Source organism: Neobacillus sp. 114 (assembly GCF_030127045.1).
In the GTDB taxonomy this organism is placed as follows: Bacteria; Bacillota; Bacilli; order Bacillales; family Cytobacillaceae; genus Neobacillus; species Neobacillus rhizophilus.
In genome coordinates, this window is record NZ_CP126144.1 from 6,357,552 (window position 1) to 6,371,333 (window position 13,782).

The following is a 13,782-nucleotide window of genomic DNA, read 5'->3' on the forward strand; positions in this document are numbered from 1 at the left end:
TGGATTATAACTTGTTATTGCGATTCAAATATTTCTATGTTTGAATTTAAAACAGAACAAGAAGCAAGAGAGACTCTCAAAAAAATGAAGGGCTATAAAGTTCTTTCTGAGGTTGTATACTTCAATGATCCTTGTTTTCAGCAGGAATCAGCTTAAGATTAAGGCTGGTTAATTGTAAACTATAACGAAAGGCCCATGTTTTTGCATGGGCTTTTTCGTTATATCTTATCTTCATTTTATCCAAGCTTTTGCCCACAGTTTGAGCAGAAATTGGTCCCTTCCGCTTTAATGCCGCAATTCGGGCAAAAATTGGGTCTCTTTTGACCGTCCGCCCTTGCCGAAGACGGTTCAGAAACAGGCTGATTGGGAGATTGCTGATTCATCATTTTACCTGCGATATTCATCCCCATCATCATCCCCGCTATATCAGAGGCTGCTCCTCCGCCGCTCATCTTGCCGGCGGCCATGCCATCTGTGAGTGAGATTTGCTGATAGCGATTAACGTCACTAACCATTCCATGTGAAGCATTTTTGGTTATCATATCTTGAATCTCTTTTGGATAACTAAAGCTCATGACATTAAACCCAGTAATCGAGATTCCGCTTTTCAGCATCTCCATATCTAAATCCTCTTGAATGCCTTTAGAAATGTCGAAGGAGTTGGCCTGCAGGTTGAACATATCCTTTCCTTCCTTCGTAATCCACTTCATCAGGAGCTGGTCGAGGACCGTTGTGATTCGGATTTTAACATCCTCCACTAAATATTGCTCGCGGACACCAGCAATTTGATCAATCAAAGCCATATAATCATTCACTTTAAAATTAAACGTTCCATTCGCCCGAATCGGCAGACCGCCCGGAAGCCCTAAAGTGGGAATATTAATCGCATTTTGTGTTCCCCATTTGACCACAAACTCTTTGGTATTCACAAATAGCACTTCTACCCGCATGCCGCTGTTAAACCCAAACTTGAACCCCTTTAATGTGGATAAGAAAGGAATGATTTGCGACTCAATATCATACTCACCTTCATCGCGAAAAATCCCTTCAATTTTTCCATTGTTAAAAAAAATCGCATCCTGGCCGGGACGGATGATTAGTTTACTTCCCTTTTTAATTTCGCGGTTGCCCCACTTATAAAAAATCATATCATCTCTGAATTCCTGCCATTCTACTACATTTGCAAATTGGCTTTTAAAAAAAGACATCTACGATCTGCTCCTTTCTATTAAAACTTACCTCTGCTGCCACTATGTGAATGCCCGCCGCTTGTTATGCCGCCACCGCCGCTATTTGTATTATTAGACGGTTTCCTCTGCCTTGTTACTATTTGTCTAATAAAGTTATCGGACCGGTTAACTACTTTTGATCGATTGCTATCCATATAGGTTCGTGCATTTACCGTAACCTTGCCTCCAGCGCGGTAGGCCATTATCACTACAACAACCCCCGCCATGATCAGCGAGACAATTAATTGAAACCACCATTGAAAGAATATATTTTTAGAGGGAATGCCTCCGAAGTCATAACCATTATTCTCTTCCGGGCTTCCAATTGATCCATTGCCCGTATAGCTATCCTTTCCGTTTTCCGGCTCATTGCCCATATATTCATAGGCCCTATTTAAGAATGTTGAGAAAGCATCAAAATATTGACCGTCTGATAAATCAGGAGTAATTTCCCCACGAATTAGATCAAGCCGGCTATCATCCAAATACTGCTCAGCTTTTTTAAAACCAGCCAAATATACATCACGTTCATTCATGTCGATGGCTAGGATCGCTGTATTTCCATGCGGCTGGTCGTATCCTGGACCATACTCATCATAGAAATCCTCTACATACTGGACAACATCCTTCCCTTTCGTGTCATCTAAGCTGATGATGATAAAAGCGGTCTCACTCTCTTTCCCCATTTCACTAGCTAAATGTTGAAGTTCCGCCGACTCTCCATCCGTTAACAAATGAGCATAGTCGTATATATAATGATTCCGGTCAAAGGTTTCTGCCTTTGCTGTTGACATTCCCCATGGCAAAACCAACAGCAGCATCATCAATATGATAAGACTTCGTTTTTGCATATGACTTACCCTCACCAAAATCCGCCTCCCATCATAAAAGAGACACATTTTAAAGCAAAGAAAGTTCCCACCGCAATGCCGCTAAACCACGCAGTTACTTTACCTGTGCTGATTGGCGGTTTGCCGACAACTTTACCCGTCTGTCCATTCATCGCAAAAGTATAGTCAGATTTATTATAATCATAGCTTATCATCCAGACTGGCAATAACACATAATTGCTTTTTACATTTCTCGTATCAATGTGCTTAGTTTTATAATGGGTTGAATGATAGCCTGAAAAGGTAGATGCAATATAGGACTCTATATAGCTGCTGATTTTATCCTTCGCCCTTGGAAGTAGCTCTTCATCTGTAAAATTGTATTTTTCCGCAATATACCCTGCCAAATAAGGTGTCTTAAAATCCTTTAATTGATCATAGGGATAGGGCTCCAATTTATCCATTAATTCATCATTCATTTTTACAGATGCATCAACTGGAATCTTGAGATAATCTAAATTGATATCACGGAAGGCATCATAGTACTGTGTTTCAGTATAAATATATTCTCCCTGTGTATAGGTTCTAACCTTTGTACATTCTGCGCTTACCTGCACTTTACTATTTAAATCAAACAACCAAAACGGCACATACATCCCTGTAATACTTTTTATCCTGTCTGCTGTCATAAAGCCTTTTGGAGTAAGTAAACCTTTTCGACACCATTTTTGAAATGCTGCCATTGATTCTTCCTTGCTAATCGTAAAAGGAATTACTTTTGCAGGTACAAGCTGGCCTGATAAGCGGTCGGCAATGACGACAGCCGCTCCGCAATAACTGCAGCTTGTTGCTGCTGTCTCAGCTGTCGTAAGAAGAACCGCTCCACAGTTCTCACAATGGTATTCATTAGCTTCATCGACTGAAAATCTTGCAGTCACCAGCTCTTCCGGATAATTTTCAATATTTTCATGTTTGCCACAACTTTGGCAGGACAGATCGCCTGATTCAGAATCAAACCTCATCTCACTCCCACAGCTGGGACATTTATAATGAAGGATCACGGTCAAATCACCCCTTTTATATCAAAAAAATGTATAGGAAGCGGTCAAAAGTCGCTCCTTTTAATAGATTCCAATTCACTGATATCACCAGCAAGTTTATCATGTATTGGTTTCATCTGCTGGGTTTTCGATGAAGCCAACTGATGGGCAACTTGCAATTCAGATAATTTTGCCGCCATAGCTGACTTTTTCTCCTGAAACTTTCTTACATCTCGTTCATTGCCATCATCCAGAGCCTTAATGGAGTATCGTTCCATTTTCTCGATACCCTCTTGGCATTCATTTAATTCCCGCTTCAAGCGCTGCTCTTCTGCCAACATGGATGCCATTTCTGCCTTTACCTTCCCTAAATCCCTATTGAGGTCTCGTAAGTTCTGCTCAATCACTTTTTCCGGATCTTCTGTCTTATCCAAGAAGGCATCAATTTTGTTTTCCATTATATCCTTAATCCTCGAAAAAACGCCCATTGTTTTCAGCCCTTCCTATAAGAGAAACAACACTACATTATACTGTCTAATTTTATTAAAAGTTTCATTTCCTTGAAACAATTTCCATAGACAATATAAAAGCAGTGGATTTCATAACTGAAATCACACTGCTTTAGAAGATGAAAAAGAGGCACTATAACAAAAAAACTCATTCACTTATGATACGGTTCCCCCCGATTTATCCGAAATGCCCGGTAAACCTGTTCAACCAATATCAACCTCATCAATTGATGTGGGAATGTCATTCTCGAAAAAGACAGCTGCTCGTTCGATCTTTTTACCACCTCATCACTTAACCCCAATGATCCGCCAATTACGAAAGCTAACTTACTTTTTCCATAAGTCGCTAGTTTATCCAAAGTATCCGCCAACTCTTCCGATGATTGCATTTTTCCTTGAATCGCCAACGCAATCACATATGTATCCTGACTAATTTTCCCCAAAATCCGTTCGCCTTCTTTGTGTTTCACCTGTACCATTTCCAGCTCGCTTAATTCTTCAGGGGCCTTTTCATCGGCAACCTCGATGACTTCTACCTTGGCATATGCCGATAATCTCTTTAAATACTCCTCAATTCCCTGCTTCAAATACTTTTCTTTCAGTTTACCAACCGTAATAATAGAGATATTCACAATTCACAATCCTTTAACATTTGATTACAAACAGTTTACAAACAAGATATCCACAGAAGTTATCCACATATTCACATTTTTTATCCACATCTTGTATGGAATCATTTGTTCCCCACAATATATACAGCCTGTTTTCGACAATATTCACAGGTTGTTGATAAATTATCCACATCCAATTTATTTAAAATTGGATAGGTTTCATATTCCTCCAAAATTGTATCCATTGCCTCACTCACATGTTCCTCACAACAATAAATCATTTTATTACACCATCCCGAACAATATTCAATCATCTATAGCTTTTACCAAACCAACGTGTTCAAAACAAGCTAAAAGCCTCATTTATCATAGCAAAAGGAAAAAGAGAAGTGAATTTATCACTTCCCTAAATCAGCAGCATTATTGAGTTTTATCACTAGCCAATGTCATAGTTACCTCTTTGAGTTTGCCGTCCCGATAGAATTTAATCGTCATCTGTTCACCGATTTTCTTTACCTGATATAAATGCTTTCTCAAGTCGATGACATCATTGATTTTCTGTCCGTCCATTTCAACAATGACATCCAATTCCTGCAGTCCCGCAACAGCGGCTGGCGAGCTTGGAACTACCTGGCGAATTGCTACCCCATGGGTCACATCGCGCGGCAATTTTAATGCTTCCTGCTGGTAATAGGCAGGAATTTCATCAACCGATTTTAGATCTACACCCATATATGGCCGCTTGACGCTGCCGAATTGTTCTAAATCATTAATGACCGGCTTAGCTGAATTTATCGGAATCGATAAGCCGATTCCTTCAACGGCCTCCTGGGAAATTTTCATCGAATTAATACCGATTACCTGACCGGCCATATTAATTAAAGCACCGCCGCTGTTTCCTGGATTGATGGCAGCATCGGTTTGCAATACTTCTGATTGCCAATCAATGATGCCATCCTGATTGATATCAACCGGAATAGTCCGTTTCAATCCGGAGATAATTCCCTGTGTGACTGAACCAGAGAAGGTAGGACCAAGCGGGTTGCCAATGGCAATAACCGGTTCACCCATTTTTAAACTGTCAGAATCACCGAATTCCGCAACCTTTTTGATTTTTCCAGCATCCACTTCAAGCACGGCCAAGTCTGTCCAAATATCGCTTCCTAATAGCTTGGCTGGTATCTTTGTACCATCCGAGAGACTAACCTCGAGCTTTGTAGCCCCCTCAACAACGTGGTGGTTTGTTACCACAAAAGCCCTGCTGCCTGCTGCCTTATAAATCACCCCTGACCCGGTTCCTGCCGGATCCTCAGTATTATTTTCCCCGTTATCCCAGAATCCTGATGACTGGATATTATTAATTCCAACAACAGCATCAGCTGTTTTATCGATAGCATTGGTGATATTGGTGTTAACATCATACGATATTTGTTTATGTACAACATTTTGCTTAGATGTATTATCTATTTCTGTCACAGTACTCTGCTGTGGCTCTACTTTGTATGGAAGTACACCGCGGTTGGCAAGAGCAGGGATGGAGACAATCACCAAAATGGCTCCCAAAACGGCTCCAACCAGGCTGGCAATAAAAATTCCACTTTTATTTCCTTTTTGCTCCCGATAGCGATTTGGAGAATGATCATCATAATAACCCAATTTACACCATTCCTCTCTACAGAACCATTGCTAACGTTTATTTTGGCTTATATAAACAATTATACTCCAATACAAGGAATTTACTAAAAATTTGCATAATATTTCATAAAAATTCATCTTTTGTTCATACTTTTTTCATACTAAAAAAAGAGAGGAGCCTTCAAAGTGAAAGCAACCTCTCTATACTGCAGTTAGCACGGTCGGTATTTTTGGATCTGTGTCATACAGGTCAAATTGTTCGCCGACTATTAAGCCGCGGCTTTCCAAAGTCTGTGACACTGACATTCTTGCTAAATCCTTCATATTGTTATCTAGGCTTAAATGGGCGAGATAAATCCGTTTGGTCCGGTCACCAACGACCTCACTCATCGCAAGTGCTGCATCTTCATTGGAAACATGGCCGACATCACTTAAGATTCTTCGTTTAATGTTCCAAGGATATCTACCCATCCTTAGCATTTGCACATCATGATTGGATTCAAAAATATATACATCGGCATCTTTGATTATGCCCTTCATCCGATCGCTTACATAACCGGTATCAGTAATTTGCACGAGTTTTTTGCCGCCGGAATGATGGAAAATATAAAACATTGGCTCAGCCGCATCGTGGGAGACCCCAAAAGATTCAATTTGCACTGAACCAAAGCTTTTTACCGATTCCATATCAAACACAAACTTCTGCTCAGTTGGGATTGCACCTACTAAACCATCCATAGCCCGCCAGGTTTTTTCATTTGCATAGACTGGCAGCTTATATTTACGCGCTAAAACGCCAATCCCTTTGATATGATCGCTATGCTCGTGTGTTACAAAAACGGCAGAAAGCTTGCTGATATCCCGGTCGATTTGCTGAAACAGCGCCTCCATTTGCTTTCCGCTTAAGCCTGCATCGACCAGAAAGGAGTGCTCTTCAGCCTCTACATATAGGGCGTTGCCTGTACTCCCGCTTGTAAGAATGCTATAACGTAAAGACATACATTTCACTCCACATTAGTTTTTTCATCGCTTTTGAATTGGATGATTTGCCCTTCAAAAGCATTCACAAATAGATTTTCCTTATCATTGACCGCAAAGTGCCAGGTTGGCGCTAACACCTGGGAGGCTGCTAATTGGATACGTGTTGAGTAGCCAAGCTCGACCTTGGTAATCTTGCTTTTTGGTTTGATGACTCCCTTTTGGTGCAACGTTTCAATCGCTTTTAACGGCGTGAGTATTTCTTCCTTCGCCGCCATCTTTTCGAAGCCCTCAAGATAGGTCTGCTGATAAGAGACTATTTGATTTTCAGAATTATACGTAAAGGTAATCATCCCATTAATATTTTTGTATAATGGATAGCTTTCATATTGTTGAAAATAGGTGATCGTACTCTTTTTCTCATTTTTCTCCCCAAATTGATACTGGTCTCCATACAAAATATTGTCCTTTAAAAAGGATGCCAATTCGGCAGGTTCGAACTTATTACTTAATGCAAACGGCTTTTCAAATTCCGCTTGAAGGGTGGTACCGGGGTCCTTAAGGGTAACGGACTGCCCTTTCAGCTTTGCCGTATCACTTTTTGTAAAAACCTTTGGTTTTGCACTTAAGTACTGCGACTTTATTTTCGCTGTCGGCAGTTCTTCGTATTTAATTTCGTCAGCCTTTAGTTTCTCTTCAAAAGTAGTTTCAGTTACGAATTCATATTTATTGGCATCACGGATTTTCATAAATTGAAATAACAGATATACATCCAGGATTAAGAATGTAACGATGAAAATTGTCTTAATTTTACTCCAATCCATGTGCCGGCCCCCCTAGGTCATCCATCGTAAGCTCTCCCCATTGTTTATCGTAGCGATAGAACCAGGCAGGCTCTAAAAGGATTAACTGGTTTTCCTCTGAATCCCGATCCATTCGATACCCTAATACTAACTCCTCGAGAAGCTCTGACTTAAAATTCCTTTTGTTCTCCAAGAAATTTAACACATCATGACCGGAAGCCCGCTTCACCGTTTTCATTTCAGTTGTCAGCGGCAGCTCTAAGGCAATGTTGGGCCGGATATATTTAGTAAGTTCATTTCGGCCCCATACCTCTGTAATCTCAGAAATGCCCCGTTCACTGAAAACTGGGTAGCCGTCACCAGTATAAAGGCGAAAAACAACTGTGGCACTGTATTCATTTTTTGAAACATAATGATAGGAATCCGTCCATCCACTATGTTCGTTGATTAAATCAATACTTCGCTTCACTAAGTCATAGGAATTATCTACAAAGTCATCCTCTGCAGTGGGATTGACATATGAAAGTATATTCGTATCATCACTGACTGTCATTTTACTTGAATCACTTGTATATTCTTCCCCTGCACGAATTGGGTTCTTCTGCACATTGCTTGGGTCTCGGAATAAGGCTTCTTTAAATTTTTCCGAATTAAGGGTAACAGGCAAATACTTATATGTTTTCATATCTGTTTCGCCTTCCGGTAAGAAGATCGTTTTATTATCCGAGGGCTTATACGCAAAATATCGCGGTAAGCGGGGTGCGTTTTTGAAAATGTCCCGGTTAAATGCAGTTAAATTGGCCGGTGAAATATGACTGATATAAACCTGCTGGTTTTCTGATGAAACAAAATAGACGATTCCATTCTCATTGCTGGAATTCTCCACATTAATAATCATTCTATTAAAATTAAAGGAAGGAACCTTTTTGCCTTCAATGTTTAAGACACCACGATATAAAGCGATTGGGACCTCACCCGGAAACACTATTTCCGCGTTTCCGGGACTGTGAATAAGGTCATTAATGTTTTCAACATTGTCGGTATAGTTTTTAATATCAAAGATAGACCATTTGCTAATTTCCTTAATGACATTGTCTATTTCATCCGGATTATTGGTCCCATAGTGATCATTTTTAATATGAAACAAAATTCGGTCAGGACGGACAATTTTCTGCAGTTCCTGCTTTTCACTCACCGAGACTTCCGCCACATAGCTGTCATTTTCCATCGTGTCGAAGTTAGGCTGGTACGTCCAAAGATTCCAGGTTAAAAAAATACTGATGAACACCAATATTGTTAAGATAACGGATTTTATATTTTCATATTTCATGACCATTCATCCTCTTCAGCACTTTCATATGGCAAGGAAAATGAAATGGTAGTTCCTTTCCCTTCCTTACTAGATGCCCAGATATTTCCGCCATGAGCACTGACAATTTCTTTAGCAATGGCCAGTCCCAAACCTGTTCCGCCCATTTTCCGCGTTCTTGCTTTATCGACTCGATAAAAACGGTCAAATATTTTCCCGATACTCTCTTTGGGAATTCCCATTCCTTGGTCTGAAACGCTGACAATAATGGTCTCATTTTTTTCTTGTATAGTGAAGGTCACCTGTCCACCTTCAGGAGAATACTTCAAAGCATTGGAAATGACGTTGTATAAGACCTGAGTCATTTTATCTTCATCCATTTCAACGAAGATGCCATGCTTAGGGAGAATTCTTTTAAATGTTACGTTTTGCTCCTTTGCCATTTCAAAACGGTCAATAATTCGGTCATAGAAATCTACAAAGTTTACCCATTCCATTGTCATTCGATAATCAGTGCTATCCATTTTTGACAATGTCAACAGGTCATTAACAAGGCGAATCATTCGCTCCGTTTCCTTACTTGTCACTTCCAGAAAGTTCGGGGCAATTTCCTCATCACGCCAAGCCCCATCTGCAAGAGCCTCTAGGTAGCTTCTCATCGTAGTTAACGGGGTCCTCAGCTCATGCGAAACATTGGCCACAAACTCCCGTCTTTCGAATTCAATTTTTTCCTGCTCCGTAATATCATGCAGAACGCAAATCAATCCGTTTACAAAGCCAGTTTCTTTTTGGATAACGGAAAAATTTGCCCTAAGGATGTATCTTTCCTGCTTGGTACTATAATCCAGAATAAGCGAATCCTTCTCCTCCAACAAATCTTCGAAGGTATTGGTGTCGTCCAAATCTAATAATGACACAATCGGCTGGGAGAGCACTGTTTCACGTGAAACATTCAGCATTTCCGCTGCCGGTTCATTTATGAGGATGACCCGGCCTTTTCTATCTGTTGCAATAACGCCATCGGTCATATAGGAGAGGACGGAGGATAGTTTTCTACGTTCCCCTTCCGTCATCGCCTGGGCTTCCTGCAGCTTCTTTGTTAAATTGTTAAAGGTAATTGCCAGCGTTCCGATTTCATCGTACCCATACACCTTAACCTTGCGAGAAAAGTTCCCTTTGGCCATTGCCAATGCCTGCTTTTTCATATCGGCAATCGGCCTTGTAATGGTCTGGGCTAACAAGATCCCTAATACAGCTGTGATTGACATGGCGATGGCTGTCCCTGTAGCAAAAATTGTATTAATGGTTTTCATTTGTTCAAAAACACTCTCAATTTTTGCAACAAGGTAAATGGCGCCAATGACCTTCTTGCCGGATTTAATTGGAGTAGAAAGGACCCAGATACGATTTCCCATTTTCTTATCGATTAACAGGGCGCTTTGGTCTTCTTCCAATACCATTGATTGTTTAATGCGAAGTATGGTTGTTCTTTGCCCGATTAGACCTTGATTATCTGCATCAGAGGTTCCAAGAATCTTCAGTGACCGGTTTTCAATTACCTGCACCTCTGAGATATCACCGGCATTGTCAAAATCCTTAAGGGTCTTTTTGATATCTTCCTCTAAAGTCGGGTCTTCAGCAGTTCTTTGTTTCTCTATTTCCTCGCGAATATTATATCCTAGTAAATTCACACGCTCTTTTAAAGCCGTTTGGAAATTTGTCCTCAATGTTTCCTCCAGTTGCCGGACAAAATAAACACCGATAATCTGCATTGCAACTAAAAGGAGGAGCACATAGATGATCACAAATTTAACATGTATCGAGCGAAAGAAGCCTACTTTTTTCACCAGTCACTACTCCTGTTCAGGATTCCGTAAATAATAACCTACCCCGCGGCGCGTCACAATCCAGGCAGGATGACTCGGACTGTCTTCAATTTTTTCACGAAGGCGGCGTACCGTAACATCGACTGTCCGAACATCGCCATAATAATCATAACCCCAGACCGTTTGCAGTAGATGCTCGCGTGTCATAACCTGACCAATATGCTGTGCCAAGTAATAAAGCAATTCAAATTCACGATGGGTAAGCTCAATGGTTTCCCCACGTTTAGACACGACATAGGCATCCGGATGGATGACAAGAGCGCCCACGACTATTTCATTCGTTTCATTTTCCGCATCAGGCTGTGCAATGATTTGCTGATGGCGGCGCAAATTTGCCTTCACACGGGCGATTAACTCTCTTGTGCTGAACGGCTTCGTCACGTAATCGTCAGCACCAAGCTCAAGTCCCAGGACTTTATCAATTTCTGAATCCTTGGCAGTCAGCATGATAATCGGCATCTCGTACTTTTTCCGTACTTCGCGGCAAACCTCCATTCCATCTCTTTGCGGCAGCATAATATCTAACAGGATTAAATCTGGCTGGATTTCTTCAACTAATTGAAGTGCTTGGTTTCCATCATAGGCGCAATAGACGTCATATCCTTCCTTTTTCAGGTTAAATTGAAGGATATCAGCAATCGGTTTTTCATCATCAACAACGAGAATTTTCTTTTCCATACCATTGCTCCTTTTTGTTTTTATTGTCTATATTTTTCTTTTTAAAAGTCATAACTACTCTATTTTACTTTACCATTGTTTCGCCTGAAATTCATCTATAACAAGTATTTGGAAGTCTTCTTCCAGTTAACTACTAGGGTTTCCAAAAGAAAAAGCCTCTAGTTAAACTAGAGACTGTTATCTGCTTACATAAGAAAGTGGGTTTACCAAGCCGCCATTTTTATATACTTCGAAATGAAGGTGGACACCAGTTGCATCTCCGGTTGCTCCCATTACACCGATTGCTGTTCCTTTAGAAACTGTCTGTCCGGCTTTTACATTAAGCGAGGACATGTGGCCATATAGGGTACGCATTCCATTTTGATGGTCAATGATAACTTTATTTCCATAGCCGCCGTTGTCCCATCCGGCTGAAACAACTACACCATTATCTGCTGCTTTGATTGTTAAATTGCTTGGTCTGGCAATATCGATTCCTTTATGTTTTTTGCCCCAGCGGAACCCCATTTCACTGGATACATACCCACCGACAGTCGGCCAAGCAAGTGTGCCCTCACCACGGGAAGGAATGGCCTTTGTTCCTTTAATGATAATATTATTTATAGGCTGCTGCAGGATTTGCTCACTAGTAACTTTCTTTTGGGAAGCAACACCATTTTGTTCTGAAATATGGTAGGTTACTGAACGAGATCCGTCTTGACCTTCTTGTTGTACTTTCTTTTCTCCCTTAGGGAGATTTGCGTCTTCTTCGATTTGCGTTTCAAATGGAATGGTTTCGTTTTGGTTCACTTCTTTTTCAACGATTACATCCACGTATGGCTTTAAGGCCGTAATATTGATTTCTTGGCCGATTTTTATTAATGAATCTGCTGTTAATCCAGGATTTAAGGCTAGCAATTCCGGTACTGTCAATCCATTTTGATGGGCAATTGATTCAAGTGCGTCGCCATCTTGAACAGCGTACTTCTTTTCTTCCAAAGTGCCTTTTTGTAAAAGAGTAACAGCCTCAGCAGGAGTTACGATTTTTTGCAACTCAACATTTTTCGTCTCCACAGAAACATTTTTTGAAAGACTTACATTTAAAATACGTGTTTCATTTTGATTTAAAGCCGGTAATGTGTCAGGTGAAGCCTCTTTACGTGCTTCAAGGTCTTGCAGCTGCTGTTCAGTAACATACTGCAGTTTAAGATTCTTGATTACGTCCTCTGCCGCACTCTTATTTTCCAGATAAACAACAGGTGCTCCATTAATCATAATGGCAGCCGCTTCTGCTTGAACTTGGAATGTATTTCTTAAGTTTTGAAGAGTTTCTTGATTGTTTGCATTGGCGCTGAAAACTTGTTCAGGTACATATTGAACCTGTTCGCCAAGCTTTATGTTAAGATCTTTGATGGATTCCTTCATGGAATCCAATTTCTCTGCAACAATTTTATCGACAATTGCTTTATCCGTTACATTACCTATGTATGTACCATTGAGATAAACATGATAAACAGTTGTTAATTTTGAGGAAGTAGCCAGTGCCACCGGTCCGCTGCTAAACGCAATAACAGATGCTGCTACTGCTGATGCTATGGTTGTTTTTATTAATAAAAGTTTTTTAGAATTGTTTTTTTTGTTTAAAGAAAACATTATTTCCTCCTAAACCACGGTAAAACACAATGAAAGGGTTTCCCAGAATTTTAGCCTCTCTTACTTTACCATAGTTTTATAGAGATGAGATTAATAGTCTCCATAATGTAACACAATTGTATAATTAATGACATTATCCTACGTCTTTTGAAATATGCTAGTCATTTCTTCCTGATTTTTTGTGCGGGTAATAGGGGGAAATCCCTATTATATCAGGGGTTTGTCCAATATCGGGGTAATTTTACAAAATAAGACAAATTTCAATGCTATTTGTAAAAAACAGGAGTATTTATTACATTTATGTAACAAATGTAATAAAAAAAGAAATCCGCAATGTGTGCGAACTTCTTTTTGGGATGGCTCAGGACGGAATCGAACCGCCGACACAAGGATTTTCAGTCCTTTGCTCTACCGACTGAGCTACTGAGCCATATTTAGATGATTTCCTACAACAAGTATGAGGTAAGTCCTTCGTCCCCGCCTCAGAGAGCTTATTCAAGCAGCAGCTCGGCGTGTACGCTGATGCCTATTCAAGGATGCTTACTCAATCGTGCAGACATCTCAGAAGGCTTATTCAAGGATGCTTACTCAATCGTGCAGACATCTCAGAAGGCTTATTCAAGGAGCGTCTCGATGTCTGCC

At 40.4% G+C, this 13,782-nt stretch carries 13 protein-coding genes and 1 tRNA gene; all 14 read right to left on the reverse strand.

Annotated features, from left to right (window positions below):
* Positions 1-236: 236 nt before the first annotated feature.
* The gene (locus QNN06_RS30995; RefSeq protein ID WP_213117009.1) at positions 237-1,208 is read right to left on the reverse strand and encodes an SPFH domain-containing protein; all 972 of its coding nucleotides are present in this window, start codon (positions 1,206-1,208) and stop codon (positions 237-239) included.
* A 20-nt stretch (positions 1,209-1,228) separates the two neighbouring features.
* A complete protein-coding gene (locus tag QNN06_RS31000) occupies positions 1,229-2,095 on the reverse strand; it encodes a TPM domain-containing protein (RefSeq protein ID WP_307852023.1) in 867 nt (288 codons plus the stop codon).
* Complete coding sequence (locus tag QNN06_RS31005) at positions 2,092-3,120, reverse strand: TFIIB-type zinc ribbon-containing protein (RefSeq protein ID WP_213117008.1); 1,029 nt, start codon at positions 3,118-3,120, stop codon at positions 2,092-2,094. Before QNN06_RS31005 ends, QNN06_RS31000 begins: the two co-directional genes overlap by 4 nt.
* Positions 3,121-3,164: 44 nt before the next feature.
* Entirely contained in the window at positions 3,165-3,587 is a 423-nt protein-coding gene (locus QNN06_RS31010; RefSeq protein WP_213117007.1) for a PspA/IM30 family protein, read from the reverse strand.
* Positions 3,588-3,760: 173 nt separating this feature from the next.
* Complete coding sequence (gene rlmH, locus QNN06_RS31015; protein ID WP_213116983.1) at positions 3,761-4,240, reverse strand: 23S rRNA (pseudouridine(1915)-N(3))-methyltransferase RlmH; 480 nt, start codon at positions 4,238-4,240, stop codon at positions 3,761-3,763.
* A 101-nt stretch (positions 4,241-4,341) separates the two neighbouring features.
* Positions 4,342-4,533 carry a CxxH/CxxC protein gene (locus tag QNN06_RS31020; RefSeq protein WP_349654926.1) on the reverse strand — a complete coding sequence of 64 codons (192 nt, stop codon included), beginning with the start codon at positions 4,531-4,533 and terminating at the stop codon, positions 4,342-4,344.
* A 106-nt stretch (positions 4,534-4,639) separates the two neighbouring features.
* Positions 4,640-5,875 carry a S1C family serine protease gene (locus tag QNN06_RS31025; protein ID WP_217032402.1) on the reverse strand — a complete coding sequence of 412 codons (1,236 nt, stop codon included), beginning with the start codon at positions 5,873-5,875 and terminating at the stop codon, positions 4,640-4,642.
* 180 nt (positions 5,876-6,055) lie between these two features.
* Positions 6,056-6,853, reverse strand: a complete 798-nt coding sequence (locus QNN06_RS31030; protein ID WP_213116980.1) for an MBL fold metallo-hydrolase — start codon at positions 6,851-6,853, stop codon at positions 6,056-6,058.
* A gap of 5 nt (positions 6,854-6,858) precedes the next feature.
* Complete coding sequence (locus tag QNN06_RS31035; protein WP_213116979.1) at positions 6,859-7,656, reverse strand: two-component system regulatory protein YycI; 798 nt, start codon at positions 7,654-7,656, stop codon at positions 6,859-6,861.
* Positions 7,643-8,965, reverse strand: coding sequence for a YycH family regulatory protein (locus QNN06_RS31040; RefSeq protein WP_213116978.1), 1,323 nt, complete (start codon positions 8,963-8,965; stop codon positions 7,643-7,645). Before QNN06_RS31040 ends, QNN06_RS31035 begins: the two co-directional genes overlap by 14 nt.
* Positions 8,962-10,791 (reverse strand): cell wall metabolism sensor histidine kinase WalK, encoded by a 1,830-nt coding sequence (gene walK, locus QNN06_RS31045; protein ID WP_284036722.1) that lies wholly within the window; start codon positions 10,789-10,791, stop codon positions 8,962-8,964. Before walK ends, QNN06_RS31040 begins: the two co-directional genes overlap by 4 nt.
* A 6-nt stretch (positions 10,792-10,797) precedes the next feature.
* The gene (yycF, locus tag QNN06_RS31050; protein ID WP_213116976.1) at positions 10,798-11,508 is read right to left on the reverse strand and encodes a response regulator YycF; all 711 of its coding nucleotides are present in this window, start codon (positions 11,506-11,508) and stop codon (positions 10,798-10,800) included.
* Between the two features lie 177 nt (positions 11,509-11,685).
* Entirely contained in the window at positions 11,686-13,140 is a 1,455-nt protein-coding gene (locus QNN06_RS31055; protein WP_284036723.1) for a peptidoglycan DD-metalloendopeptidase family protein, read from the reverse strand.
* A gap of 357 nt (positions 13,141-13,497) precedes the next feature.
* Positions 13,498-13,570: transfer RNA gene (locus tag QNN06_RS31060), tRNA-Phe, on the reverse strand.
* Between the last annotated feature and the right edge of the window lie 212 nt (positions 13,571-13,782).

What these genes read in the sequence shown, in the direction of transcription:
- QNN06_RS31055 (WP_284036723.1), bottom strand. Translation starts at nt 13,140, where the DNA reads ATGTTTTCTTTAAACAAAAAAAACAATTCTAAAAAACTTTTATTAATA.
- QNN06_RS31035 (WP_213116979.1), bottom strand. Translation starts at nt 7,656, where the DNA reads ATGGATTGGAGTAAAATTAAGACAATTTTCATCGTTACATTCTTAATC.
- QNN06_RS31010 (WP_213117007.1), bottom strand. Translation starts at nt 3,587, where the DNA reads ATGGGCGTTTTTTCGAGGATTAAGGATATAATGGAAAACAAAATTGAT.
- yycF (WP_213116976.1), bottom strand. Translation starts at nt 11,508, where the DNA reads ATGGAAAAGAAAATTCTCGTTGTTGATGATGAAAAACCGATTGCTGAT.
- QNN06_RS31020 (WP_349654926.1), bottom strand. Translation starts at nt 4,533, where the DNA reads ATGATTGAATATTGTTCGGGATGGTGTAATAAAATGATTTATTGTTGT.
- QNN06_RS31030 (WP_213116980.1), bottom strand. Translation starts at nt 6,853, where the DNA reads ATGTCTTTACGTTATAGCATTCTTACAAGCGGGAGTACAGGCAACGCC.
- QNN06_RS31040 (WP_213116978.1), bottom strand. Translation starts at nt 8,965, where the DNA reads ATGAAATATGAAAATATAAAATCCGTTATCTTAACAATATTGGTGTTC.
- QNN06_RS30995 (WP_213117009.1), bottom strand. Translation starts at nt 1,208, where the DNA reads ATGTCTTTTTTTAAAAGCCAATTTGCAAATGTAGTAGAATGGCAGGAA.